22 protein-coding genes and 2 pseudogenes are annotated in these 22,029 nt (G+C 70.1%); 14 read left to right on the plus strand and 10 right to left on the minus strand.

What is annotated here, in order from left to right; genetic code table 11:
* Window positions 1-50 precede the first annotated feature (50 nt).
* Entirely contained in the window at window positions 51-935 is an 885-nt protein-coding gene (locus tag BA175_RS24640; protein WP_069173660.1) for a helix-turn-helix domain-containing protein, read from the plus strand.
* A complete protein-coding gene (locus BA175_RS24645) occupies window positions 932-1,750 on the plus strand; it encodes a helix-turn-helix domain-containing protein (RefSeq protein ID WP_069173661.1) in 819 nt (272 codons plus the stop codon). Before BA175_RS24640 ends, BA175_RS24645 begins: the two co-directional genes overlap by 4 nt.
* A 325-nt stretch (window positions 1,751-2,075) precedes the next feature.
* Here the strand turns inward: BA175_RS24645 and BA175_RS24650 are convergent, their stop codons facing one another.
* Window positions 2,076-2,453 carry a winged helix-turn-helix transcriptional regulator gene (locus tag BA175_RS24650; RefSeq protein WP_069173662.1) on the minus strand — a complete coding sequence of 126 codons (378 nt, stop codon included), beginning with the start codon at window positions 2,451-2,453 and terminating at the stop codon, window positions 2,076-2,078.
* A gap of 262 nt (window positions 2,454-2,715) precedes the next feature.
* On the opposite strand from BA175_RS24650, the gene BA175_RS24655 reads away from it, so the two are divergent.
* Complete coding sequence (locus tag BA175_RS24655) at window positions 2,716-3,621, plus strand: NADP-dependent oxidoreductase (RefSeq protein WP_069173663.1); 906 nt, start codon at window positions 2,716-2,718, stop codon at window positions 3,619-3,621.
* A 484-nt stretch (window positions 3,622-4,105) separates the two neighbouring features.
* Here BA175_RS24655 and BA175_RS24665 read toward each other — a convergent pair whose 3' ends face one another.
* The 3 genes from BA175_RS24665 to BA175_RS24675 form a co-directional block, all read right to left on the minus strand.
* Window positions 4,106-5,050 (minus strand): DUF4184 family protein, encoded by a 945-nt coding sequence (locus BA175_RS24665; RefSeq protein ID WP_217493234.1) that lies wholly within the window; start codon window positions 5,048-5,050, stop codon window positions 4,106-4,108.
* A 273-nt stretch (window positions 5,051-5,323) separates the two neighbouring features.
* Complete coding sequence (locus tag BA175_RS24670) at window positions 5,324-6,142, minus strand: hypothetical protein (protein WP_069173665.1); 819 nt, start codon at window positions 6,140-6,142, stop codon at window positions 5,324-5,326.
* A gap of 65 nt (window positions 6,143-6,207) precedes the next feature.
* Window positions 6,208-6,543, minus strand: a complete 336-nt coding sequence (locus BA175_RS24675; protein WP_069173666.1) for a PadR family transcriptional regulator — start codon at window positions 6,541-6,543, stop codon at window positions 6,208-6,210.
* Between the two features lie 648 nt (window positions 6,544-7,191).
* On the opposite strand from BA175_RS24675, the gene BA175_RS24680 reads away from it, so the two are divergent.
* Complete coding sequence (locus tag BA175_RS24680; protein WP_069173667.1) at window positions 7,192-7,716, plus strand: hypothetical protein; 525 nt, start codon at window positions 7,192-7,194, stop codon at window positions 7,714-7,716.
* Here the strand turns inward: BA175_RS24680 and BA175_RS30950 are convergent.
* A complete protein-coding gene (locus tag BA175_RS30950; RefSeq protein ID WP_139131413.1) occupies window positions 7,682-8,191 on the minus strand; it encodes an ATP-binding protein in 510 nt (169 codons plus the stop codon). The genes BA175_RS24680 and BA175_RS30950 overlap by 35 nt on opposite strands.
* A gap of 204 nt (window positions 8,192-8,395) precedes the next feature.
* On the opposite strand from BA175_RS30950, the pseudogene BA175_RS30735 reads away from it, so the two are divergent.
* The 3 genes and pseudogenes from BA175_RS30735 to BA175_RS24695 all read left to right on the plus strand — a co-directional run.
* Window positions 8,396-8,512, plus strand: a pseudogene (locus tag BA175_RS30735) (alpha/beta fold hydrolase); the annotation flags it as partial.
* Complete coding sequence (locus tag BA175_RS24690; protein WP_069173669.1) at window positions 8,512-9,792, plus strand: PP2C family protein-serine/threonine phosphatase; 1,281 nt, start codon at window positions 8,512-8,514, stop codon at window positions 9,790-9,792. The pseudogene BA175_RS30735 and the gene BA175_RS24690, both read left to right, overlap by 1 nt.
* Window positions 9,789-10,163, plus strand: a complete 375-nt coding sequence (locus BA175_RS24695; RefSeq protein ID WP_069173670.1) for an STAS domain-containing protein — start codon at window positions 9,789-9,791, stop codon at window positions 10,161-10,163. The genes BA175_RS24690 and BA175_RS24695 overlap by 4 nt, the downstream gene beginning before the upstream one ends.
* A 272-nt stretch (window positions 10,164-10,435) precedes the next feature.
* Here the strand turns inward: BA175_RS24695 and BA175_RS24700 are convergent, their stop codons facing one another.
* A complete protein-coding gene (locus BA175_RS24700; protein WP_069173671.1) occupies window positions 10,436-10,867 on the minus strand; it encodes a DUF6003 family protein in 432 nt (143 codons plus the stop codon).
* A 1,371-nt stretch (window positions 10,868-12,238) separates the two neighbouring features.
* On the opposite strand from BA175_RS24700, the gene BA175_RS24705 reads away from it, so the two are divergent.
* Together BA175_RS24705 and BA175_RS24710 are read left to right on the plus strand one after the other, a co-directional pair.
* A complete protein-coding gene (locus BA175_RS24705) occupies window positions 12,239-13,477 on the plus strand; it encodes a ParA family protein (protein ID WP_069173672.1) in 1,239 nt (412 codons plus the stop codon).
* On the plus strand, window positions 13,474-14,514 hold the full coding sequence (locus BA175_RS24710; RefSeq protein ID WP_079159769.1) for a ParB/RepB/Spo0J family partition protein: 1,041 nt from the start codon (window positions 13,474-13,476) through the stop codon (window positions 14,512-14,514). Before BA175_RS24705 ends, BA175_RS24710 begins: the two co-directional genes overlap by 4 nt.
* Window positions 14,515-15,103: 589 nt before the next feature.
* On the opposite strand, the gene BA175_RS24715 is transcribed toward BA175_RS24710, so the two are convergent.
* Window positions 15,104-15,283 (minus strand): hypothetical protein, encoded by a 180-nt coding sequence (locus tag BA175_RS24715; RefSeq protein WP_069173673.1) that lies wholly within the window; start codon window positions 15,281-15,283, stop codon window positions 15,104-15,106.
* A gap of 252 nt (window positions 15,284-15,535) precedes the next feature.
* On the opposite strand from BA175_RS24715, the gene BA175_RS24720 reads away from it, so the two are divergent.
* Window positions 15,536-16,552, plus strand: coding sequence for an ArsR/SmtB family transcription factor (locus BA175_RS24720; RefSeq protein ID WP_069173674.1), 1,017 nt, complete (start codon window positions 15,536-15,538; stop codon window positions 16,550-16,552).
* 170 nt (window positions 16,553-16,722) lie between these two features.
* Window positions 16,723-17,106, plus strand: coding sequence for a hypothetical protein (locus BA175_RS30150; protein ID WP_079159770.1), 384 nt, complete (start codon window positions 16,723-16,725; stop codon window positions 17,104-17,106).
* Here BA175_RS30150 and BA175_RS32240 read toward each other — a convergent pair.
* Complete coding sequence (locus tag BA175_RS32240; RefSeq protein ID WP_069173675.1) at window positions 17,064-17,288, minus strand: hypothetical protein; 225 nt, start codon at window positions 17,286-17,288, stop codon at window positions 17,064-17,066. The genes BA175_RS30150 and BA175_RS32240 overlap by 43 nt on opposite strands.
* A gap of 80 nt (window positions 17,289-17,368) precedes the next feature.
* Between BA175_RS32240 and BA175_RS24730 the strand changes: the two genes are divergently transcribed.
* The 3 genes from BA175_RS24730 to BA175_RS24740 all read left to right on the plus strand — a co-directional run bounded on the left by BA175_RS24730 (window position 17,369) and on the right by BA175_RS24740 (window position 20,628).
* On the plus strand, window positions 17,369-18,103 hold the full coding sequence (locus tag BA175_RS24730; RefSeq protein WP_069173676.1) for an alpha/beta fold hydrolase: 735 nt from the start codon (window positions 17,369-17,371) through the stop codon (window positions 18,101-18,103).
* 26 nt (window positions 18,104-18,129) lie between these two features.
* Window positions 18,130-18,780, plus strand: a complete 651-nt coding sequence (locus BA175_RS24735) for a DNA glycosylase AlkZ-like family protein (protein WP_069173677.1) — start codon at window positions 18,130-18,132, stop codon at window positions 18,778-18,780.
* 267 nt (window positions 18,781-19,047) lie between these two features.
* Window positions 19,048-20,628 carry an MFS transporter gene (locus BA175_RS24740; protein WP_069173678.1) on the plus strand — a complete coding sequence of 527 codons (1,581 nt, stop codon included), beginning with the start codon at window positions 19,048-19,050 and terminating at the stop codon, window positions 20,626-20,628.
* A 418-nt stretch (window positions 20,629-21,046) separates the two neighbouring features.
* Here the strand turns inward: BA175_RS24740 and BA175_RS24745 are convergent, their stop codons facing one another.
* Together BA175_RS24745 and BA175_RS30155 are read right to left on the minus strand one after the other, a co-directional pair.
* Window positions 21,047-21,463: a nuclear transport factor 2 family protein gene (locus BA175_RS24745; RefSeq protein WP_069173679.1), complete on the minus strand. Its 417-nt coding sequence runs from the start codon at window positions 21,461-21,463 to the stop codon at window positions 21,047-21,049.
* A 57-nt stretch (window positions 21,464-21,520) separates the two neighbouring features.
* Window positions 21,521-21,997: pseudogene (locus tag BA175_RS30155) on the minus strand (Rrf2 family transcriptional regulator).
* Window positions 21,998-22,029 lie beyond the last annotated feature (32 nt).

Consider the following 22,029-nt stretch of genomic DNA (forward strand, 5'->3'; position numbering starts at 1 on the left):
ACATGGAGAAGGTGAGGGCTCTGGAGCCCTGATGCTTGACGGAGCGAGCCATGCCGCGTTGGAAGGAACTGCCGGATCCGCTGGACCGGAGCGTCCGTCAGCTGGTCGTCCAGCTGAGGAGAATGAAGGACCGCAGCGGGCTGAGCCTCACCTCGCTCGCGGCCAGGACGGGGTACAGCCGGTCGTCGTGGGAGCGTTGCCTGAACGGAAAGGCGCTGCCCCCACGTCACGCGGTGGAGGAACTGGCACGGATCACGGAGACGGAACCGACCCGGCTGCTGGTCCTGCACGCGGTGGCCGAACAGGCGTGGCAGCAGCGGGCCGTGCCGTCGCAGTCGGCCGCCGTGAAAAGCGAGAAGGGCGAGGAGGACGAGGAGCGGCAGGGCGCCGCCGTCCCGGCGGTGCCGCCTCACGAGGAGCCTGCCTCGGCGCGCGGCGGGCGCCGACCGGGAGTCTCCTGGCCCGTCTTCGCCGTCACCGTCACCGTCGCCGCGGTGCTCGGGCTGGGGGCCGGGCTGCTGGCGAGCGGAACGCCGCCCGACGACCGCGACGCCGGCAGAGCGGGTACGGCGTCCGGCGCACCGCCCGTACCGTCCGGTTCCTCCGCCCGGGCCGCGCCCGTCACGCACCGGCCGGCGGCTTACGTGTACGTACCGGGCACGTCCTATCCCTGCGCGGTGCACCGGTCAGGCGGCCCGGACAAGGGCGCCCTGGTCGCCGGTTACAGCACCACCCGCACCGCAGTCCTCGCCGGACCGGGCTGGGACGTGGTGGAGGCCCAGTGCCTGCTGAGGCACCACAGGACGGACCCGGGCCTCGTCGACGGGGTGTACGGCCAGCAGACCATCGCGGCGGTCGTGCGGCTGCAGAAGAGGGCGGGGCTGCCGGCCGACGGCATCGTGGGCCCCCACACCTGGCAGGTGCTGCGCGAATGACCACCCCCGCACCCGAATGCGCGGCCCTGGCCGAGGGGCTGCGCGCGGTACGGGCCCGCACGGGCCTGAGCCTGGCGGCCCTGGCCGGGCGCACGCCGTACAGCAAGTCCTCCTGGGAGCGCTACCTCAACGGCAAGCTGCCCGTTCCCAGGCAGGCCGTCGAGACGCTCTGCGTCCTGGCGGGTGAGCATCCCGGGCGGCTGCTCGCGCTCTGGGAGCTGGCCGACGCCGAGTGGAGCGGACGCGCCCGCTCCACCGCCCGGCCACCGGCCTCCCCGGGGCCGGCTGCGCCGGACGCCGGGCGGACGACCGCCCCCACCCGGCCGGCCCTGCGGCGGCGCCTGCCGGCCCTGGGCGCCGGAGCCGCTGTGGCGGCCGCCGCGATGACGGCAGCCCTGTGGCTGCCGACCCACATCGTCGGCGATCCGGGGACGCCGGGCTCCGCGGCACTGGATCCGGCCCCCGGCTGCCGGGGCAGCGCATGCGACGGCGAGGACCCGGCGCGGATGTTCTGCGGGCTGCCCGGCCGTGCCGACGTGCTCGGGCCGCTCCACCGCACCCGTACCGGCGCACAGATGGAGCTCCGGTACAGCCCGGTGTGCGCCGCGGCGTGGGGGCGGGTCTGGCACACGAGGGTCGGGGACACCGTCGAGGTCTCGGTGCCCGGCGCACCGCCGCGCCGTGTCGTCATCCGGACCACGGCCGACACGAGGGCGTACCGCTTCACCCCGATGCTCGGCGGAGACCACCGGGCCGGTCTGCGGCTCTGCTTTCTGCCCGCCGGCGGCGCGGCCCGCGAGTGCTACCGCCCCTGAGGGGGGCGACCCGGGTGCGCCGGACCCGCCACAGAGGTCGTCGCGGCGCCATCCGAACCGCCGTCGCTGACCTCCTGCCCGCGCACACGGCCGCTGATCCGGAACGGTCTGCGGCCACCCTTGTTGCCCTTGGCCTCGCCGCCCTCAGCCCGTCGTCAGTCACCTCACGCCGGAGCTCCCCCGCGGCGAGGGTCTGCACCGTGAACGTCACGGTGGACAGCAGTTCCCCGGTGCTGCGGACACCGCTGTCGGCGATTCTTCCGAGCCGGCACAAGGGCGCGGCTCGTCCGGTGCGGCACGCGTCGACGCAGGTTCGAGTCAGCCGTCAGCCGCTGGAGGAGATGCCGCCGTCGCGGGCGTCGAGCAGCTCGTCCCAGTGCTCGGCCGCCCATCGGCACGCGGCGGCCATCGGCTCCAGCAGGCTGCGGCCCAGCGGTGTCAGCGCGTACTCCACCCGCAGTTTCGGGTCGGCGTGAACGGTGCGTGAGACGAACCCGTTCCGCTCCAAGCCGCGCAGGGACTGGGTGAGCGCCTTCGGGGTGACGCGACTCAGTGGGACGCGGAGCTCGGAGTATCTGCGCGGGCCGTCGTCCAGGCAACGGAGGACCATGGATGCCCACTTGTCACCGAAGCGGAAGGGCAGCAGCGAGGACGGGCACAGCTCGTCGAACAAGTCGGCCGGCAGCGGTGGCCGTGGGGTCATCGAGGGTCTCCCGTCTCAGGTCTTGGTATCCAGACGGTTACCGACCTTCTGGATATCTTCCGGAGCGTCGACTCCACGGGAGGTATTCCGCCGATGGGCGGGACCGTGGTGGTCGGGGCGGGCGGCTGCCACGCCGAGCCTCATCGTCCTCCCCCGGCCGGAAGGCGGTCGGCTTGCCGCACCTCGATACGACGTCGGATATGCGGTAATAGGCGTCGAATGAACACCATCATTTCGACCTGTATAGGTAAGGCAGGGCATTATGCGTGCAGCTCGCTTCCATGAATACGGCGGAGCGGAGAGCCTGGTGATCGAGCAGGCCCCCGACCCCCACCCCGGACCCGGTGAGATCCGAGCCCGCGTCGCGGCGGCCAGCGTCAATCCCATCGACTGGAAGCTGCGCGCCGGCACCCTGCACCAGCTGATTCCCCTGGAGCTACCCGCCATCCCCGGGCGCGACGCCGCCGGCGTGGTCGACGAAATCGGTGACGGAGTGCAGGGGGTGAGCATCGGCGACCGCGTCTTCGGGCTGGGCGGTGTCACCGGCGCGACCGCGGAACTGGTCGTCCTCTCCGCCTGGGCCCACGCCCCCGACACGTGGAACGACGAGCAGGCCGCGGGCGCCGGCCTCGCGTCCGTGACCGCGATGCGTGGCCTGAACGCGCTCGGCTCCCTCGCGGGACGCACCCTTCTCGTCGAGGGAGCGTCCGGAGGCGTGGGCAGCGCGGCAGTCGAGATCGCTGTGGCACAAGGTGCCACCGTGATCGGGACAGCCAGCGAACGCAACCACGAGTTCCTCACCTCTCTCGGTGCCGTCCCCACCACCTACGGCCCCGGCCTCGCGCAGCGCCTCTCCCCTCTCGCTCCGCACGGCGTCGACATCGCGCTCGACACCGCGGCCTCCGGATCCCTGGAGGACCTCGTCGCGATCACCGGCGACCCGACCCGCGTCGCGACGGTCGCCGACCACGCAGGCGGGCAGCGCCTGGGCACGCATGTGGTCAACGCGGAGAACGACTCGACCCTCCTGTCCGAGGCCGCGGAACTGGGCCGGCAAGGCCGCTACACACCCCGTATCGACCGGACGTACCCCCTGGAGCGGATCGCCGACGCCCACGCGCAGGCCGAGCGCGGACGCACCCGCGGAAAGATCGTGATCTCCCTCTGAAGCGGGCCTTGCCGGTCAGCGCGAGCATCGGTGTCCAGGCCGGCAGGGCGAGAGCGATCTGCACGATCTCACGCCGCCGGGAACCGGCTGCGCGCGGACGGCTTCGAGGCCCGCGACGAGGACGTGGCCCGGCTTTCCCCGTTCGTGCGCCACCACATCACCGTGCTGGGCCGGTACTCCTCTCACCTCCCGGCCCTGACCGGCGGAAAGCGGCCCCTCCGTGCCCCGGGCGCTGTCGACGAGTAGCGAGACGCGGCAGGCGCGTCCGGCCGCGCCCGCCGCTCGCACCGGGGAACTCCATGCGTTGGCCGCCCGGATGCGGACGGCTCGGGCGCGGACCGGCTTCTTGTGCCTCGACTTCGCCATCAGCATCAGCGGGGAGGCGCCCTGCTCGCCGAGGTGGGTCAGGGCGCGATGACGGTACCCGAGCAGGTCCCATCCAGGGCCAGGCATAAGAGGAAGAGCAGGGAGGCGACGACGGTGGCTACCTCGAGGACGCCGGAGCGCCCCGGGGGGACACCGTCGCTGGCCGGCGCGAGATGGCGCCGATCTGCCAGGTGGCGGAGTACAGCAGCAGTGCGACCGTGAACGAAGCGCCCGCTCTCTTGGCGGCTCCGGTCAACACGCCTTCGGCGAGGCTCCCCCACGGAGCTTGGACCGTCTTGGAGGGATAGGTGGTCTCGCTCGCGCCGTCGCCCAGGTCGACGGTGGTCGGTCGGCTGTAGTCCACTTCGGTCACATAGCGGTAGGCGTTGAAGTCGTCACGGCTGTTGACGGCGCCGCCCAGCACGGGTGCCGCAACCAGCAGAGTCACCACGCTCCACCGCATGACGGGACCCAGGCGGGCGACGGTGTCGGTGTCGACGTGGGTGCGCAGACGGTCCCGACGCCGCCAAAGATGCCGGCCGACGGCCGCCAGGCCGAAGGCGGTGCTCGCGTACTGCAGCAGCCGGGCGGCCGTCAGGCCTCCCGGCGCGGAGGCGCGCAGCGACTGCACATGGGTGACCAGGAAGCCGTCGCCGTGGGTGAAGGAGTCCCACGCGAGGTGGGAGGCGATACCGATCAGGGCGGAGACCAGTAGCCACAGGGTGTAGCGGGCCTTGGCCGGCAGGCCGGTCGTCCGCTCGGGTTCCGGAAGGCGGAGGCCGGATGGGAGCAGTGCTGTGATCGGCGCACGCAGCATCCGGTAGGCGGCGACCAGGCCGATGGCAAGCGGCAGACCGACCATCGGACCCACACCGAGCGAGTGGGTCTGCGTGGCGTTGAGGAGCGGCCCGTACCAGTCCTGGGGGCCGGTTTCGGACACGCCGAGGGCGTCCAGGAAGTACGGGACGTCGGGTGCCGTGGCACCCGCGACCAGAGCCGCCGGAACGAAGGGCCGACGCATCAGCGGCAGCACTGCTGCGGCGTGGGACAAGGTGAACGGCAACTCGATGCTCTTCTCTGCTCGGAAGGGACCGGGCGGGGGTCACTGCACGTCACGCTGCGGGCGCCCTTTCGCCGGGGCGCCCGAGATCGCACGGCCGGCCCGGACAACACTCCCGGATAGAACCTCAGACAGAGTATTCATCTCAACGGACTATGGCAACGTGCTCGGGGCACGGGATGCTGCCGGCGTAGGAGCCGTCAGAGAAGACGCGTGGTCGGCACGGCAAAGCCGGCCGCCCGTCGGCGGGCGGCCGGCCGGAAAGTGAAGTCGGGGTCAGTGTCTGCGGCGCACTGCCTGGAGGAACGCGGTGAGCGCGGCCACGACCGACAGCAGGAGAAGGGTGCCGAGGACGGGCCAGGGACTGCTCCAGGCAGTCGCGTAGGAGTAGGCGACCAGCGGCGGAGAGGCCGCGGCCATCGCGCCCATCTCACGCAGACCCGAGGAACGCGCGCGCACGGCGAGGACGGCCCCCGTGAAGGCGAGGACCAGCATCGGCCAGGCGCCGTAGTCCGTGGTCACACCGAAAGCCCCTGTATAGGTCCCTGCATTCACGACGACGACGGGAAACCACCCCGCGGCAGCCATGGCTCCGGCCGCCGCCGACAGCCGCCTGTCACCGCGGCGATCCGGAGGGCAGGCGAGGACGACGGCGACGGTCAGCAACGCCGCGGCCGGAGCAACGGCCCCATCGTCGTACACGCGAGCGCCGGCGGCCCACTGCACGGCCGTCCCCAGCAGCCCGCACACCGCCATCCCCGCACCCGGGCCCCACCGGCCGGCCAAGGCGATGACCGCGCCGACGCACACCAGCAGTGAGAGCAGCATGTACAGGCTCCACGCACCATCCACGGTGGAGAGCTGTACCCATACCGGGGCCGGCGAGAGGACAAGCCCGGCGTACCAGCGCGTCAGATGCAGCCCGCTGTCCACCGCACCAGCCGCCAGGGCGAACGGGGCAGCCAGGGCGAAGAAACGCCCCGCAGGTGACGCCGAGTCGAGCCCCAGCCGAACCCGCAGGGCGTGCGCGACCAGATCGGCGTCCGCCCGCAGCCGGGCCGGACGCGGCATGTCCGCCGCCATCTCCCGGTGCACGTCGATGATTTCCTGCCCGTGAGCAGCCCGGTATGCAGCCGGATACAGACGGACAAGGCGATCGCTCACGCCGACGCCGCCGCGCCGTCGGCCAGACGCCGCCTGACCTCCCGGGCGGTCGCGGCCAGCCGCTCCGCCTCCGCCTGCAGCCGTTCCCGCCCGGCGGGAGCAAGAGCGAAGATACGACGAGCCCGGCCGCCCACCACCTCCTCACGTTCCACCTGGATCAAGCCCTCCGACAGCAGCCTGTCCAGCGCCCCGTAGAGCGCCCCGGTACGCGGCGCCACTCGGCCGTCGGTGATGGTCTTGACCTCCTGGGCGATGGCATACCCGTGCCGAGGGGCATTCGCCAGCGCCGTCAACAGCAGCAAGGCCAGCTCCTGCATTCCTCGTTCGCTCATACCGACAGAGTATTCCGCCCGACGGACCTTCGGCGGACAGCACCTGCGGCACCCGCAGATGCCCGGCCTGCCGCCGCCGAGGCACTGACCCGGGCCGTATGCTCCAGGCACCCGGACGCGACGGCCCCGTCCGGGCGCCTCCTGACAGGCCCGACCACCGTGCCGGAGCGGTTCCCGGGTTTGCGCGCCCGTGGGCAGCAGCCTCCAGTGCGCGGTCCCCACCCCCACCGACCCTGAGTCAGCCGCGGTCTGCACGCCGGCGCCCACCAGTCGGCACCCGCGCCCTGTCGACTGCCGGCGGCCGACCTTCGACCCGAAACCCCCTGACGGGTTGCTTGTCGCCTCCTTCGCCGCTCGTCGGAGGCACCCCAACCGGCCACCACGGCGCAGAGTGGTGGTCTGCCCTGACGGCGGTCGGGTTCGGGTTCGGGTTCGTCCGGCGATACCGGCGGAAGTGGTCCGCCCGAACCTGGCGCGTTCCTGCGGGGTGAGCACGCGCTACGCCGGTCCCGTCGGGTCAGTCCGGTGCCCCACGAACCGGAGCCGCCTTGCGCGGCGGTCACCGCACCGGTGGGGCCGGTCCCCCGTGATCGCGAAGGGCGGCGTCGCTCACCGCGGCGTGGGGTCGGCAACGCCTATGGTGAGCCGGTGACCACTGCGCCGACCCCACGGGACCATACCGAGACCGGGCAGGCTCCCAGCCCTGGACGGGCGGACTACGCGGGCGCGGTCTACGGATCCCTGCTGGCCGCCTCCGTCGTGGCCACCGCCGGCGCGGCCGGCGACTTCTCCCGTGTCCAGCTGATCGTGCTGCTCCTGGTCACCGGCATGGTCTTCTGGGCGGCGCACGTCTACGCGCACCTGGCCGGGGAAAGGATCTCCGCCCGGCCGATCGACCGCCGGCAGGCCGGGCGCGTGGCCCGGCGAGAGTGGTCGATCGTCGAGGCGGCGGTACTGCCTGCGGCCGCAGTGGCGATCAGCCCGGTCCTCGGTCTGGATCTGGCGGGCACGGTCTGGCTCGCGCTGAGCACCGCCATCGCCCAGCAGGTCGTCTGGGCGGCCCTCGGCGCGATCCGTGCCGGCGCCCCCCGTCGGATGGTGATCGGTGAGGGCATCGCCAACCTGCTGCTGGCCCTGGTCATCGTGGCCGCCAAAGTCGCGCTGGGCCACTGAGCTCCCCTGGCGTGGCCGCCCCCGGCGCGAGGTCGTCACCGAGGGCCTGCGTCCACCCGGTGGGGTGCCGGTCCGGTCGTCGGGGTGGGATCTGCTGCCGGGGCCAGGTGGTCTTGCCGGTCGGCGAGTGGCGCACGCCCCGTGCCTGAGCCGGTGGGGCGAGGACGAGCAGCCCTCGGCCTCCCTCGCCGGTGGTGCGGGCGTGCCGCAGACGGGGAGAGGTGGCACTGGCGTCGCTGACTTCGCGGGTCAGCTCGTCCTGGGGGGTCAGGCGCGGTTTCAGGGGTGGCCGGCCGTAGCGGACCGCGCGGGTGACCAGTTCGCTGACGACGAGCGCGACGGTGTCGGTGAGGTCCTCCCCCAGTGCCCAGGCGGCGAGTTGCCCGGTGGCGTGTTGCCGGCTCTCCACGGCGGCGGCCGGCTCGTTCGGCAGCGCCCAGACGGCGACGCGCTCGCGTGCTCCACGACGATTCACGAACCGTCGGGAGTCGCGTCGGATGCGATGGGCTGCGGTTGGCCCACCAGTACAGCGATGGACGCCAAGCCGATGATCTTGGACTTGCCGTAGGAAATCCGCAGGTCGATGCCTCACCGAGTAGGCATGCGCAGGCCCCTGCCTGGGCTGGGGCGGGGGGATGGGAAACTGGCGGGTATGGATGTCCGTCGGAGGAACAACGTCGCCGTCATCCCCGGCAGCCGACCGGTGACTCCGGAGGCGACCGGGCACTGCCCGCAGCTGAGCGTCCCGCAGGCCACCGCGCGGGCGATCGCCGACTTCCTCGGAACGGCCTCATGATGTGCCGCACCGCCCAGGAGCCCGAGCCGGGTGACAAGCACGACGCGGACGTCACGGACGCGGTGTTCACATCGCTGCTGGAGGACAGCGCGGAGGAGCTGTACGAACAGGCTCCCTGCGGGTACCTGTCGACGCTGATGGACGGCACCATCGCGAAGATCAACACCACGCTGCTGGACTGGCTGGGCCTGGACCGCTCCCGGGTTGTGGGGCGGATGCGGTTCGCCGACCTGCTCAGCGTGGGCGGCAAGCTTTACCACGAGACGCACTTCGCGCCGCTGTTGCAGATGCAGGGCGAGGTCAGCGGCATCGCCATGGACATCAAGACGGCCGGCGGCCGGCGGATGCCGGTGCTGGTCACTTCGAAGGTGAAGACCACCCAGGACGGCGAGCCGCTACTGATCCGCACCACCGTCTTCGACGCCCGCGACCGCCGGGCCTACGAGACGGAGCTGCTGCGCGGCCGCCAGGCCGCCGAGGAAGCACGCAGACGGTCCGAGGCCGACCGTGCCCGGCTCCAGGAAGCGCTCGCCGTTCTCCAGCAGAGCCTGCTGCCCGCCGAGCTGCCGGTGGTGCCGGGCCTGGAAGCCGGTTCCTACTACCACACGGCCTCCCCGGACCTGCTGGGCGGAGACTTCTACGACCTGTTCCCCGTGGACGGCGGCCGTTGGGCGTTCTTCCTCGGGGACGTGTGCGGCAAGGGCCCACAGGCCGCCGCAGTCACCTCCCTGACCCGCTACACCCTGCGCGCCGCGGCCCTGCACGACGCCGACCCCGTCACCGTACTGACCACGTTGAACACGGTGCTGTACGAGCGATACCAAAGCGGCGAAGGCCGCTACTGCACCACCATATTCGGCGTCCTCGAACCCCAGGACGGACGCGTCGGCGTGCACCTGGCCTCCGGCGGACACCCCTCCGCGCTGATTCAGCGCGCGGACGGCAGCGCCGACTTCCTCCCCACGCCCGGCGGCCTTCTTGTCGGCGTCCTGCCTCAAGCCCCGTTCGTCGCCAACCGCACCGATCTGCTGCCGGGCGACACCCTGCTCCTGTACACCGACGGCCTGACCGAGGCCCGCATCGGGCCAGAGCGCGCACTGTACGGCGAGGACGCCCTGCGCGCCTTCACCGCCGGGCAGCCGCCGGCCGGCCCGCAGGCACTGATCACCGCCCTGAGCGGGCTGCTGGCCTCCTTCGGCGAGGGCCTGGACGACGACACCGCGCTGCTCGCTCTCGGCGTGCCCGCCCCGATCCTCACTGCGAACGAAGACATGACATGAGCCCACTGACGATCACCACCCGATACGTCGCCATCGGTCCCGTACTGGAGATCACCGGTGACCTCGATCACTACACGGCACCTGAACTGCGCACGGCCGTGGAGAGCCTCACCCTTGCCGCGGGGCAACTGCTGGTCCTGGACCTGGCTCGTCTGGACTTCTGCGACTCCAGCGGCATCAGCGCGCTGATCTCCGCCCGCAACCTGGCGACCGAACAAGGCGCCGGCATAGCCCTGGCCGCTGTCCCCGCCAACACCGCCCGCATCCTCGGCATCGTCGGCCTGGACCGGGTCTTCCCCATCCATGACGACGTCGCGGCAGTCACCGCCGCCGGTTCCTCCGATCCGAGCCGGCGTAAGAAGATCGTCTGACGACAGGCAGGCGGCGCGTCCGACAAACCCGTGTCATCGGCCCTGTTCTCCCGGAGCTGCCGCGCAGTGACAAGTAACTCAGGGTGCCGTGAGGGCTTTGGCTTCCGGTGTCGGCAGGCGGTACGGCCGTGGCCCAGTCATCAACGCGCGGGCGGCCGACCCGGGGGCGGACGCCCAGCTCGCTGAGCCGCCGTCGCTGTTCCGCCCCGAGGGCCGTGAGGCGGCTCCAGGGCGCCCCGGGTCGCGCGGTGGTGGTGTGGGGGATCTGTCTGTCAGGTGTGAGATGTGGTGGGCAGGGCTGAGGGGTGCACTCCGGCCAGTTCCACGATGCGGTGCGCTGGTACGCCGGCGGCCAGGGCCTTGTGCAGCAGGGCGTCGCGTCCCTCCTCGCTGTCACGGTAGGAGAGCAGTTCCTGTTCGACGGCCGCCACCTGGTCGGTGGCGCCGGCCCGGCGTACCCGGTCCAGCTCCTCCTCGGTCAGGGGCACGGGCAGTCGTTCGGCCTCACCGGGGATCATTCCGGTCTGTTCGGGCGGCACGACGCGCAGCGCCGGAGAGGTGGCGTCGGTCCGGTGGGCATCGAGCCAGGCCCGTACGGCCGGTGTCTGCAGGCACTCCAGCTCTCCGGCGACGGAGACGGGAGCGCCCTGCCAGCCTGAGCCGGGGGCGTCGTCGGCGAGGTAGAGGTAGGCGTCGTCGGTCATGGTGAATCACTTTCCAAGGTCTGTCGTGGCATCGTTGTGCCGCCACCTACCCGTTCCCACCTCGCTGTACCGATTCCGGTGTGCAGCGATCCACTGTTCGGGTCGTGTGCGACGGACCTCGCCTTTGCCCGGCGCCGTTGCGGACCAGCGGCGTCTGCCGCAAGAGACGGAGACGGGTGCCCGCTCCCCCGAACCCCTTGCTGGCCGCAGTCCGTCAGATGCGCAAGCCCCGGCTGCGTGCGGTCCGGTCGCCCACGTCACCAACCGGGTGTTCCTGTAGGGCGTGGGGGCACAGGTTCTCCATGCTTTCGTTTTCCTTACGAGCGGGTCCGAGCGTGGCGGTGTCGGTCACGAGCTTCGTTGTCGCGCTGATCGTGGTCGTGGGTGTGTGGCAGTGGACGCGTAACCGCCACTGAGCACCACCTGCGTCACGCCCGCAGAGGGCCGCACGGACCCGCTGCGGTCCGCGACCTACCGAGTTGGGCGCATCGGAAGCGTGGTGCAAAGCTTGACGTGCAGTCACTCAAAAAGGAAAAAAATCTCTGTCTGTCACAAAAGCGACGTGCAGAATGATGCCCAGGAGGGCCGGACTCGACCTGCTCGGTATGGCGGGACCTTTGCGCGCCTGAGAGGCTGACAGACGGGCATACAGTCGTTTCTTGCTTCCCTCGGGAGGGGGAAGGCGACCGAGAGGCTGGGATCGGCTCCGGTGGCCGAGCGACCAAACCGGCCCATCGGCTCTCGAGTGACTGCTGACGGGGAGGTCGGCCATCCGCTGTTGCGGCACACTCGCCGGCGAGAGCCGAACCCGGATGCCCCCAACTGTCACCCGTGCGCGAGACTGCAAGGGCGCCCAGCGTGGCGGCTCCCGCCAACCCAGCAGCAGACTCCGGACTGCGGGGTCGGTGCCAACTGTGCCAACCGTCTCGCGGTGCGCCATGAGACGTTCGTCCAACGCGGCGTGGTGGTCATCGAGCAGAACACGCAACAGTCGCTGGTCAGTCGTCAACACCTCGGCGTGCGGCGCCTTCTGTGCCGCGACCATGCCATCTCGGGTCGCGGTGTCGGCGTCGATGCTGTGGGCATGCGCGCTGACGCCGATGATGCGCCGGAACCACATGGCGAAGCGCACAGCCCCCACTGCAGAGCGCTGATCAAGTGCAACGACCGTAGGGGACCAGGCATGTCAGCGGCGCACAGGGGCGAGGCGGACCGTGTGACGAGCCGAGACGTCCGAGACGCAAGACCGGTGAGACACGCGGACAGCAACTGGTCCGGCTTCAACAGGCAGGGCGTCATTACGGCGTAATACTCTCCTTTACTAGCGCGTCAATCCTGAATCTGACCTTGAGTGTTAGTAAGGTATCCACCATGACTTCTCCCTCCCCCGGCGGCGACCGCGAGAAGGTCGTCTCCAAGATCCCTGCGTCGCTGCAGCTGGACCTCAAGATCAGGACCGCCCAGCACGGGATCGACATCCAGCACGCAGTCGAGGCCGGTATCGAGGCATGGCGTGGCCTCGGTTCCAACCTCTCCCCCATCGATACCTCCGGCGCCAAGTCCTTTTCCACCTTCCTCCCGGAAGGCCAGTGGGACGGCTTCCGCGCTGACTGCTCTTCCCGCGGTGTATCCCTCATCCAAGGACTGGCACAGTCCATCCAGATGTGGCTCGAGACCAACCCCGCCCCCACCGTCGTGCGTCCTGAGCACCCGCGACGGATCGTCGTCTGCAACCAGAAAGGCGGTGTCGGAAAGACCGCAATCACAGCCGGTACCGGCGAAGCACTCGCTGAGGACGCCAACCAGCTCCACCCTGTGCGGATCTCCAAGCACTTCGCGGCCGCGCTCTCCGAACCGGACGGTTCCCCCCTCCAGTACGAAGACCTACCCGGTATCGGCCTGCGCGTCCTGCTGGTGGACTTCGACCCGCAAAACCACCTCACCAAGCAGCTCGGTCAAGAGCCCCTGCCGCTGGACGGTGACAGCCTCACCAAACACATGGCCGGCGAGGCCAAGGGCGACCTCCGCGACTTGATCGTGCCGGTAGCAGATCCGCGCTTCGGGGACCGTCTGCACCTGCTGCCTGCCTGCACCGACGCCTTCCTCCTGGACGTCAAGCTGTCGGGCGTACGCGCACGCGAGGCCGCCCTGGAAAGAGCCCTGGCCCCGATCGAAGACGACTATGACGCCATCCTGATCGACTGTCCTCCCAGCCTCGGCCTGAGCATGGACGCCGCGGCCTACTACGGTCGCCGTCGCTCAGCAGAAGCCCCGGGCAACTCAGGCATCCTGGTTGTCGTCCAGGCCGAAGACAGCTCCGCCGACGCCTACGGGCTGCTTACGTCCCAGATCGAGGACCTGCGAAACGACATGCACCTCGAACTCGACTACCTGGGAATCGTGGTGAACCACTACGACGCACGGCGCGGCTACATCGCCACCTCCTCCCTCGAATCGTGGATGGACATAAAGGACCCCCGAGTGGTCGGCGTGATCGGCGACCTCAAGGAACAGAAGGAAGCGGTCCGGGTGAAGCAGCCCTTGCTGGCCTACTCCCCGCGCTGCGACCAAGCCGTCGGAATGCGGGCACTCGCTCGGGAGATCTCATGAGCAAGGCAGCCAAGCTGGGAGCTGGTACATCGTTCGGCCAGACACAGACCATCAGCGCACGCCGCGCGGCGATCAACGCAGTCGCTGCAGCGCCTACGGAAGGGGCTCCCCCGCCCGTCAAGTTGTCGGTCGACCTCGTCAGCCTGAACCCTGATAACCCGCGTACTGTGCTGGGTGATTTGACGGACCTCGGAGCCAGTCTGCGGGACCACGGCCAGAAGACCGCGATCAGCATCATGGGCCGCTTCGCCTACATCGAAGGCAACCCCGGTCGGGAAGAGGACCTGGAGCCAGGAACCAAGTACGTCGTCGTTGACGGGAACTCTCGCCTGGCCGCCGCTCGAGAGGTCGGGCTCACCGAGATCAAGGTCATGCTCGACGACGAACTCGGCAGTGACCCCGACGGAATACTGGAGTCGGCCCTCGTCGCCAACATCCACCGTCAAGACCTCGACCCCCTCGACGAGGCGAAAGCCCTTGAGCAACTCCTCAAGGCACACGGCACACAGGAAGCTCTCGCACAACGGCTGCACCGCTCCCAGGGATGGGTCTCCCAGCGACTCGCCCTCCTCACTCTCACCCCGGAGCTGAAGCAGAAGCTGCGAGCAGGTGAAGAATCAGCCGCCCTCCTGCGCCGGGTGGGAAAGAAGAAACCGGAGGAACAAGAGGAGCACCTCAAGCGGCTGAAGGAGAACGCCACCCGACAGGCAGCAGACGCAGACCAACTGGCTGAGCAGCGCTCCAGCGGTGACTTCCAGCACAAGGCGCCCGTAACCCGGCCTCGCGCCAGCGCGGCAACCAGCCGGCGGACGATGGAGCAGCCGTCGCCCACCACACCTCAGGCACCAGGCCAGCCCCCCTCAAAGAGTCCCGACGCCGACCGATCGCACCTTCCGTCGCACGACCCCGAGACCCTGTACGAAGTGATCATTGCCGAGCTCGACGTTCCGACGAGACGACGGCTCACCGAACTACTGGTGGACTACAAGATCAAAGAGTCGCTGCGGATGAAGGGTGAAGGGGAATCAACTCCCTGACACCACTGACGCACCACGCAACGGCCCCGCTGTTCTCTCACCGGCAGCAGCGGGGCCGCTGCATGTCCCAGGCAAGGACGGCGAGCCTGCGAGCTCGGCGGCGATTATTACGCCGTAATGAACCAGCGGGCTCCCACCAAGCAGTGCGGCCACCAGCTGGGGGACTGGCCGCGCGGGGCGGGCCTCGACCCCACGTCGGCGGAGGGGGGACGGCGGGGGCAGGCCCCCGCCGTCGCGGCCGGCGGGTCCGCTCATCGGCACCACGTTGCGCGGCCGATGCGGACAACCCGCCTACGGAATTTCCTCAGGTAGACCAGCAGCTTGCGGATGGACCAGCGAGTGCGGGGCTGGCCGATCTCGGTGGGGCGGGTGGTGGCCGCACTGCTTGGCGGAGGGCCCGCTGGTTCATTACGACGTAATAATCCGGCGGGTGGTGCCGCACTGCTTGGCGGGAGCGCCCGCCTTCATTACGGCGTAATGAACCGGCAGGCGCATCGGCGTCCGTTTCCACGACCGCTACACCCACGCTCACGACGAGATGCCGGGTCCGGCCCCCGTCCGTCGCGAAGGCCACGGCGCCCTCCCACTCCTACGGGAGGAACAGGTCCAGGTCGTACAGCGCGGGTCCCCCGGCGGCCCCGATCCCGGCCGGCGCGTCGGTCAACATCGCCCCGTCCACACCGGTCACCCGGTGACCGGTCGCCGCGTCAAGCCAGACAGGACCACGCTGGTCGGCCACCTCGACGAGCTCCCGGCCCGCCGTCCACACACCGGCGCACCCGGAAGTAGTCGCCGTTCAGGCTCGGGTGGACCGGGAACCAACGGGCCGGCCCCCTCCACGCCCACACCGTCCGCCACGGCATGCCGGGACCGGCCACCGCGATCCGGTCGGCGTACGCGTCATGACCGGTGGCCTCAGCCGCGAAGTGCAGCCAGGAGAGGAGGCGAACGGCGTCACCTCCGCTCCGTGGGCTGGGACACTGAGGCGCGGGACCGGGAACGGCGGAAAGCGGGGCGATCGATGACCAAGCGCATTCATTTCACGGCGGACGATCTCGCACGGATCAGGGTGACCACCACCCTCGGTGTGGCCGCCGAGACTCTGGACGGCATCAAACGGCTGCGGGAGGACGGCGGTACCCCGGCCTTCCACCGCTGGCGCGCCTCGGTGGGCAGGGAACTGGGCGGACGCCTGCGCGAACAGGCGGGCCCCCTACTCGCGTTGATGCCCGCGCACGGACCTCAGATCGATGTGGCGAGCCTCGCGGGGGACACCACCTGCATCGACGAGGCGGTGGACAACCTGTTGGCCGCTCCACGTGCACTGACACGCCTCGAAGTGGAGTACCTCGAGGTCCGTCCGGCCCATCGTGCGTGGGCCCGGACCCTGGCCGACGGCGACCGTGAGGCCCGTCTCCAGTTGGCCGGGGCACTGCGGGCCTGCCACCGGGCAGCCATCGCCCCGTACTGGCAGCAGATGCGGTTGGACCTCGCCACGGCCCGGGAGGGCTATGTGTGCACGATGGCCGAGGGCGGAGTCGAACGGCTGCTGGAGACACTGTGCCCTCTGGTGCGCTGGCGGCCTCCCGTGCTCGAAGTACGCCATCCCCGCGACGCGGACATCCACCTGCGAGGGCGCGGGCTCATCATCGCGCCGACGGTGTTCTCGTCGAAGCAGGCGGAGGTGTTGCAGAACCTCGTGGAGCAGGAGCAGCCTCCTGTCCTGGCCCTGCCCACGGCCGACGAGGAAAGGGACGGCTCTGCACACTGGCTCACCGAGGAAGCCGCCGAGCGCTCGCTCGACGACCTGATGGGGCGGACCAGGGCCGCCGTGCTTGCGGCCGCGGCCGACGGCTGCAGCACGACCGAACTGGCACGCCGTCTCGGCATCTCGCCCGCGACGGCCAGCCAGCACGCGACCGTGCTGCGCAAGGCCGCCCTGATCACCACCCGCCGCGCCGGCAAGGCAGTCCTGCACACGACCACGCACCTGGGCACCGCGCTGTTGGCTTCCATCACCCGTGGTTTCGGGCCCTGACGAAAGGATTGCTGCCTCCTGCCTGCTGCGAGGAACGTTGTCCCCGTCGCATCATCCGGACGGCACGTGCGAGCGGGGGGTCGCGCGTGCCGTCGGTGGTGAGACGAACCCTGCTCCACCGGTTCGTCCATCCCGTATCCGGCTCCGTCCGGAGCACACCAGGAGGAAACGTGTCTGTACGCACGAAGACGGCCTTAGCTCTCGCCGCCGTCGCCCTGACCACAGGTCTGGCCACCGGGGCCGGCCCTGCCACCGCCGCGCCTGCCTCCGGACAGAGCACCGCCGCCGAGTGCGGTGTCCGCACCGACGGCAAACTGTGGTGCGGCAACCGCATCGGTGCCAAGGGCTTTGTGCACCGCTCGTACACGTCCGGGGTCAGGGGCTCGCTGACCTCGGGCTTCAGTTGGTTCGTCTGCTGGGGACCCGGCGACGCCCATGCCGGTGGGAACAACATCTGGTACTGGACGCTGCTCGACAACGGCCAGTGGGGCAACGTCCCGGCTGTGGACGTTCACACTCCCTCCGACCCGTGGGGGAATCTGCGCCAGTGCTGACGCAGCGCTGCCGGGAACGGGCCGCCTCTCCCGACGGGGAGGCGGCCCCGCAGGTGCGCGGTGTACCGGCGCTCCGTGCGCACGTCGGTGTCCAGCCGGTCGGCCAGTTCCGTCCCGGTGAGCCGGGCGTCGGACCGGGGGAGTTCCAGCAGGGTCAGCACACGGGTCAGGGGACGCGCCATGGATCACTCGGCATTTCAGGGCAGATTCTGTCCTGTATCGACTTTACGCTCCCCGCAGCACCTCACTTCAGGGAGATCACATGGCCACCTTCGTACTCGTTCCCGGGGCCTGGCTCGGGGCATGGGCCTGGGAAGACACCGCCCGAGCTTTGCAGGAGCGCGGCCACACGGCGCTGCCGCTGACACTGACCGGCCTGGCCGAGCACGCAGACCAGGGCGGCCCTCAGACGGATCTGGCCACGCACATCGCGGACATCACGGGATTCGCCGAAAAGCACGATCTGCGTGACGTCACGCTGGTCGCCCACAGCTACGCGGCTGCCCCGGTGACCGGGGCAGCCGGACGTCTCGGCGACCGGCTGGAGCGCGTGATCTACGTGGACAGTGCGCCGTTCGCCGCAGGCATGTGCATGCTCGACCTCATGCCACCGCAGGCAGTGGACCAGTTGCGCCAGCAGGTCGACGCTCCCGGGGACGGGTGGCGGCTACCGATGCCGCCGTTCGAGGTCCTCGGCCTGTCCAGCAGCCTCGACGGGCTCGATGAGGAACAGCGGAGCGTTCTGCGCACGCGTGCCACCCCTCAGCCGTTCGGCACTTTCACCCAGCGTCTCGCCGGCCCGGCCGAGCCCGGTCGCGGTGTGGACCGTGTCCTGATCGCGTGCCGCGACTTCACGGGGCTGCTCGAAGCCGGGGTGCCGATGCTGGCCTACCTGAACCAGCCGCCGTGGCGGCGCTTCGACCTGCCCACCGGGCACTGGCCGATGCTGTCCGCGCCCGCCGAACTCGCCGACACCCTCGACAAGGCCGCCTCCTGACCGCATCGGCCGAGAGGCACAGCCCGATGCCTGACCGCGAGAGCATCCGCAGGCTGTGGGCCTGTGCGAAGGCCCTGGCCGGCGGAGCGTGCGAGGCCTCTGCCGAGGCGGTCGTCCGGGTCTTCGCCATCCAGGCCCAGGACGCCACGGCCGTCGACCTGCGCATCCGGGTACGCGGCCGGGACATCACCGCCCAGGGCATTCGCACGGCATACGAGAAGGAGCGGACTATCGTCCGCAACTGGTACATGCGCGGCACCCTGCACACCATCCCCAGCGACGATGCCTGCTGGGTGTTGCAGTTACTGTCCCCGCGGATTCTTGCCGCAACCAGCCGCCGCTACCCCAGCAGCTGGGCCTGGGCGATGATCTGCGCCCGCGCCGACCATCTCATCCGGCGCGCTCTTGCCGCGCACGGCCCGCTCACCCGGGCCGAACTGACCGAGCGCCTTACCACCCTCGGTCTTCCGCCGGACGGGCAGGCGCCGTTCCACCTGATCCGCCGCGCGGCACTCACCGGCATCCTCTGCCATGGTCCGCAGCGTGCCGGTGAGGCCACGTATGTGCTGCTCGACGACTGGCTGCCCTCCACCGGGCGCTTCCGGTGGGAGGGCGACTCTGCTCTCACCGAGCTGGCCCGCCGGTACCTGGCCGCGCGGGCGGCGGGGGCGCGGTAGTGCCCGCGGTGGGCGGCCAGGGCGTGCGCGAGCCAGGCGTCGACGCCGGCCTGGACGTCCCCGCCGGCTCGCCGCGTGAGTTCGTCCCGGGCGGCTTCGTCGCCATCGCGGGGCCCGGTCTGCTCCAGGGTGCCGAACTCGCGCAGCGCCTGGAGTTCGCCGGGCGGCGCGTCAGGCGCTCTGTCACCCGACGGGGTTGTTACTCTCCGTGCGCATGCCGGGAAACACGGACAGTCAGCGGAGAGGGCACGGAGCCGGAGCATCGCCATGAACGAACCCCTTTCCAGCAGCCTCGCCGTCGCGCACCGGTGGGTCTCACTGTTCGCGATCTGCACGGCCGCAGGGATGGTCTGGCTTGCGTTCGGCGACCTCGGTGTGGCGATTCCGCAGATCGCCGACGAGTTCAACGGCAACCTGTCGAGCTTGCAGTGGGCGAACAACGCCTTCAGCCTCGTCACCGGTGCCCTCGTGATCACCGCCGGCAAGTTCGGCGATCTCTTCGGCCGCCGCCGGATGCTTCAGGTGGGCACGGCGCTGCTTGCTGCCTTCTCCGTGCCTGCCGCGCTCGCGCCCGACATCGGATGGCTGGTCCTCAGCCGTGGTCTCATGGGCATCGGCGCTGCGCTGATTCTGCCGGCCTCGCTCGCGCTCATCCCGCCCGAGTTCTCCGGAAAGGCGGAAACCACCGCGTTCAGCATCTGGCAGGCGGTGGCCTGGGGCGGGCTGTCCGTCGGGCCCGCGCTCAGCGGGGTCATCACGGACGGCCTCGGCTGGCGCTGGCTGTTCTGGATCAACCTGCCGCTCGCTGCGATCACTCTCGTGGTCGTCCGGGTCACGACCCCGGAGTCCCGCGATGAGAAGGCCGGTCACACGATTGATTGGCTGGGGCTGGCATCCATCGTCCTTGCGGTCTTCGCACTGTTGTACGCGCTCACCGAAGGGCCGAGCCTGGGATGGGGCAGCCCGCTGATCGTGGCGCTGTTCGTGGCAACCTTGGTGCTGTTGGTCGTGTGGTGGTTCGTCGAACGCCATGTGAGCCAGCCGCTCGTGGACCTGAAGCTGTTCAAGATCCGGGCCTACAACGGCGCGCTCGCGGCCAACCTCACGATGAACTTCACCTTCGCCGGGATGAGCTTCCTCCTCGTGCTCTGGCTGGAGAACGCACGCGGCTACAGCGCGGTGGAGGCCGGGGTGCTGATGCTGCCCGCCACCGTCGGGGTCTTCCTCTTCATTCCGCTCGGCGGCAGGCTCGCGATCCGGCGGGGCGGACGGCTTCCCGCGGTGGTGGGACTCGTCGTGGCCAGCGCCGGCCTGACTCTGCTCGGTTCTCTCGGTACGCGCAGTTCGACGGAGTACCTCGCTGTCGCACTCATCGTCATCGGGCTCGGTCTGGGGTTGGTGAGCACCCCGGTGGCCAATACGACCGTCGGAGAGGTCCCGATCGACCTTGCGGGCACCGCTGCCGGTGTGTTCAAGATGTCCAGCATGCTGGGTGGCGCCCTCGGGGTCGCCGTCCTCACTGCGGTCGCCAGAGGGCTCACGACGAAGGACGCGGCCTCGGTCGTCGATGCGTCGGGGCTGACCCCGGCGGACATCTCCCAGTTCCGCCAGGCATTGGTGAACTCCTCGTCCTTCCGGGAAGCGATCGCCTCACTGCCGCCCGACCTCGGGCGCACCGTGCAGCAGGCAGCCGTCTCGGCGTTCTCATCAGGTGTCGCCGACACGATGGCGGTCACGGCCGTCCTCACCTTCGTCGGGACGGCGGCCGTATTCCTCCTGTGGCCCCGCCGAAGCAAAGCCGACGCCACCGTCGCCGGGCCCGGACCACAAGACCGGCCAGAGGCGTAGGGCGCCCCCCTGGATCCCGCCATGACCAGGAATACCTTCTCGAACTCGCTGTTGACAACCCGGAGCACCTGACCTGCTGCGGATGCCCGGCGGCGCGAGCAGAGGAGCTGTGCCGGGAGCGACCCCCGCGGGTGCGGGAAGCACAGCCCGTTCACGGGCACCGCCGACGCGGTCCGAGGACCATCCCCGCGGGTGGGGGAGCACTCCCGGGTGAGCGTGACTCCGGCCGAGATGTTGGGACCATCCCCGGAACCGCCGGTTACCGCGACACACGCGCCCGCGACCGGAGTGGCCGTGGGCGCGTGTGTTCAGACCGGTGGCTGTGGTGCCGGCAGGGGTGCACCGGTAACCGTCGGTGGGGAGCTGAGCGAGCTCGGCGCCGCTCATGCGCCCGGGGTACAGGTACAGCGCACTGCACTCAGCTGGCGCTGAAGGCCTTGTCGACGGTGAGGGTGTCCTCGTAGAGGTGCAGGCGGACGATTCGGGCGTCCTCGATCGTCAGGTGAATGGCCGCCGGGGTGGTGAACTCCTTACCGGTGGCCGCGACGGTGTGCGTCCAGGCCGCCAGCAGGATCACGTCGCCGCCGTCGGCGATGATGCTCTTGAGCTCGACCACGCTCCGGCCGGGTACGAAGTGCGGCCACATCGTGGTGAAGTACGGTGCGACCTCCTCCCGGCGGGTGCGGCGCCCGCTCCACGAGAGCGTGTCACTGCCGGGGACGTACCAGTCGATCTCCTGGCTGAACAGTTCCTGGATGCCGTAGGGGTCCTGCTTGCCGAGGCGTTGCACGAACTCCTCGGCCACGGTCCGCGAGGTCTGCGTGTCGGTTGTCATCGTTCTCGTCCTTCGTCCCAGCACCTGAGCGGTGCAGACTTGATGTAACCATTTCGGTTACATTACTGAGCGCAAAAAAGTGCGCCTCGACCGGGAAGGTCGAGCAGAATTGAGGATGTCCCGGAGGACGTCCTTCGGTGTGAACCTGGCCGGCTCTCTGCGCAGGGTGGCCTCCATGTCACGTCACCGTAGATCGCCGTGGGAGCCGGTCCGATGTCGTAGCCCACGACGCATCCGGGATCGGGCGTCGCGGGATGCATGGCGACGATGGGCCCCGGCTCGACCGCCTGGCAGACGTCGAGCAGGGTGATGGCCGCCATGTCCCGGGGGAGAATCCAGCCCGCGCCGGCTCCGCGCCGCGAAGCGACCAGGCCGGCCCCGCTCAGCGGGGTGAGCAGGCGGCGGATCACCATCGGGTTGGTGTTGACGCTCGTCGCGATCTGCTCGGAGGTGGCGACCTCGTGGCCCCGCTGTTGGTGCAGGTCGATCCAGGTCGGTGTGTGTGGCGGTGGTCAGCCTGCTGTTGGCGCTCACGGTGGCTTTCACCTCCTCCCGTGTCGTAACAA

This window comes from Streptomyces griseus (assembly GCF_001715295.1).
Classification (GTDB): Bacteria; Actinomycetota; Actinomycetes; order Streptomycetales; family Streptomycetaceae; genus Streptomyces; species Streptomyces griseus_G.

Bases quoted from the DNA above. Each gene is read 5' to 3' on its own strand.
- BA175_RS24640 (WP_069173660.1), top strand. From the start codon at position 51: ATGCCGCGTTGGAAGGAACTGCCGGATCCGCTGGACCGGAGCGTCCGT.
- BA175_RS24645 (WP_069173661.1), top strand. From the start codon at position 932: ATGACCACCCCCGCACCCGAATGCGCGGCCCTGGCCGAGGGGCTGCGC.
- BA175_RS24650 (WP_069173662.1), bottom strand. From the start codon at position 2,453: ATGACCCCACGGCCACCGCTGCCGGCCGACTTGTTCGACGAGCTGTGC.
- BA175_RS24655 (WP_069173663.1), top strand. From the start codon at position 2,716: ATGCGTGCAGCTCGCTTCCATGAATACGGCGGAGCGGAGAGCCTGGTG.
- BA175_RS24675 (WP_069173666.1), bottom strand. From the start codon at position 6,543: ATGAGCGAACGAGGAATGCAGGAGCTGGCCTTGCTGCTGTTGACGGCG.
- BA175_RS24690 (WP_069173669.1), top strand. From the start codon at position 8,512: ATGTGCCGCACCGCCCAGGAGCCCGAGCCGGGTGACAAGCACGACGCG.
- BA175_RS24695 (WP_069173670.1), top strand. From the start codon at position 9,789: ATGAGCCCACTGACGATCACCACCCGATACGTCGCCATCGGTCCCGTA.
- BA175_RS24700 (WP_069173671.1), bottom strand. From the start codon at position 10,867: ATGACCGACGACGCCTACCTCTACCTCGCCGACGACGCCCCCGGCTCA.
- BA175_RS24705 (WP_069173672.1), top strand. From the start codon at position 12,239: ATGACTTCTCCCTCCCCCGGCGGCGACCGCGAGAAGGTCGTCTCCAAG.
- BA175_RS24710 (WP_079159769.1), top strand. From the start codon at position 13,474: ATGAGCAAGGCAGCCAAGCTGGGAGCTGGTACATCGTTCGGCCAGACA.
- BA175_RS24720 (WP_069173674.1), top strand. From the start codon at position 15,536: ATGACCAAGCGCATTCATTTCACGGCGGACGATCTCGCACGGATCAGG.
- BA175_RS32240 (WP_069173675.1), bottom strand. From the start codon at position 17,288: ATGGCGCGTCCCCTGACCCGTGTGCTGACCCTGCTGGAACTCCCCCGG.
- BA175_RS24730 (WP_069173676.1), top strand. From the start codon at position 17,369: ATGGCCACCTTCGTACTCGTTCCCGGGGCCTGGCTCGGGGCATGGGCC.
- BA175_RS24735 (WP_069173677.1), top strand. From the start codon at position 18,130: ATGCCTGACCGCGAGAGCATCCGCAGGCTGTGGGCCTGTGCGAAGGCC.
- BA175_RS24740 (WP_069173678.1), top strand. From the start codon at position 19,048: ATGAACGAACCCCTTTCCAGCAGCCTCGCCGTCGCGCACCGGTGGGTC.
- BA175_RS24745 (WP_069173679.1), bottom strand. From the start codon at position 21,463: ATGACAACCGACACGCAGACCTCGCGGACCGTGGCCGAGGAGTTCGTG.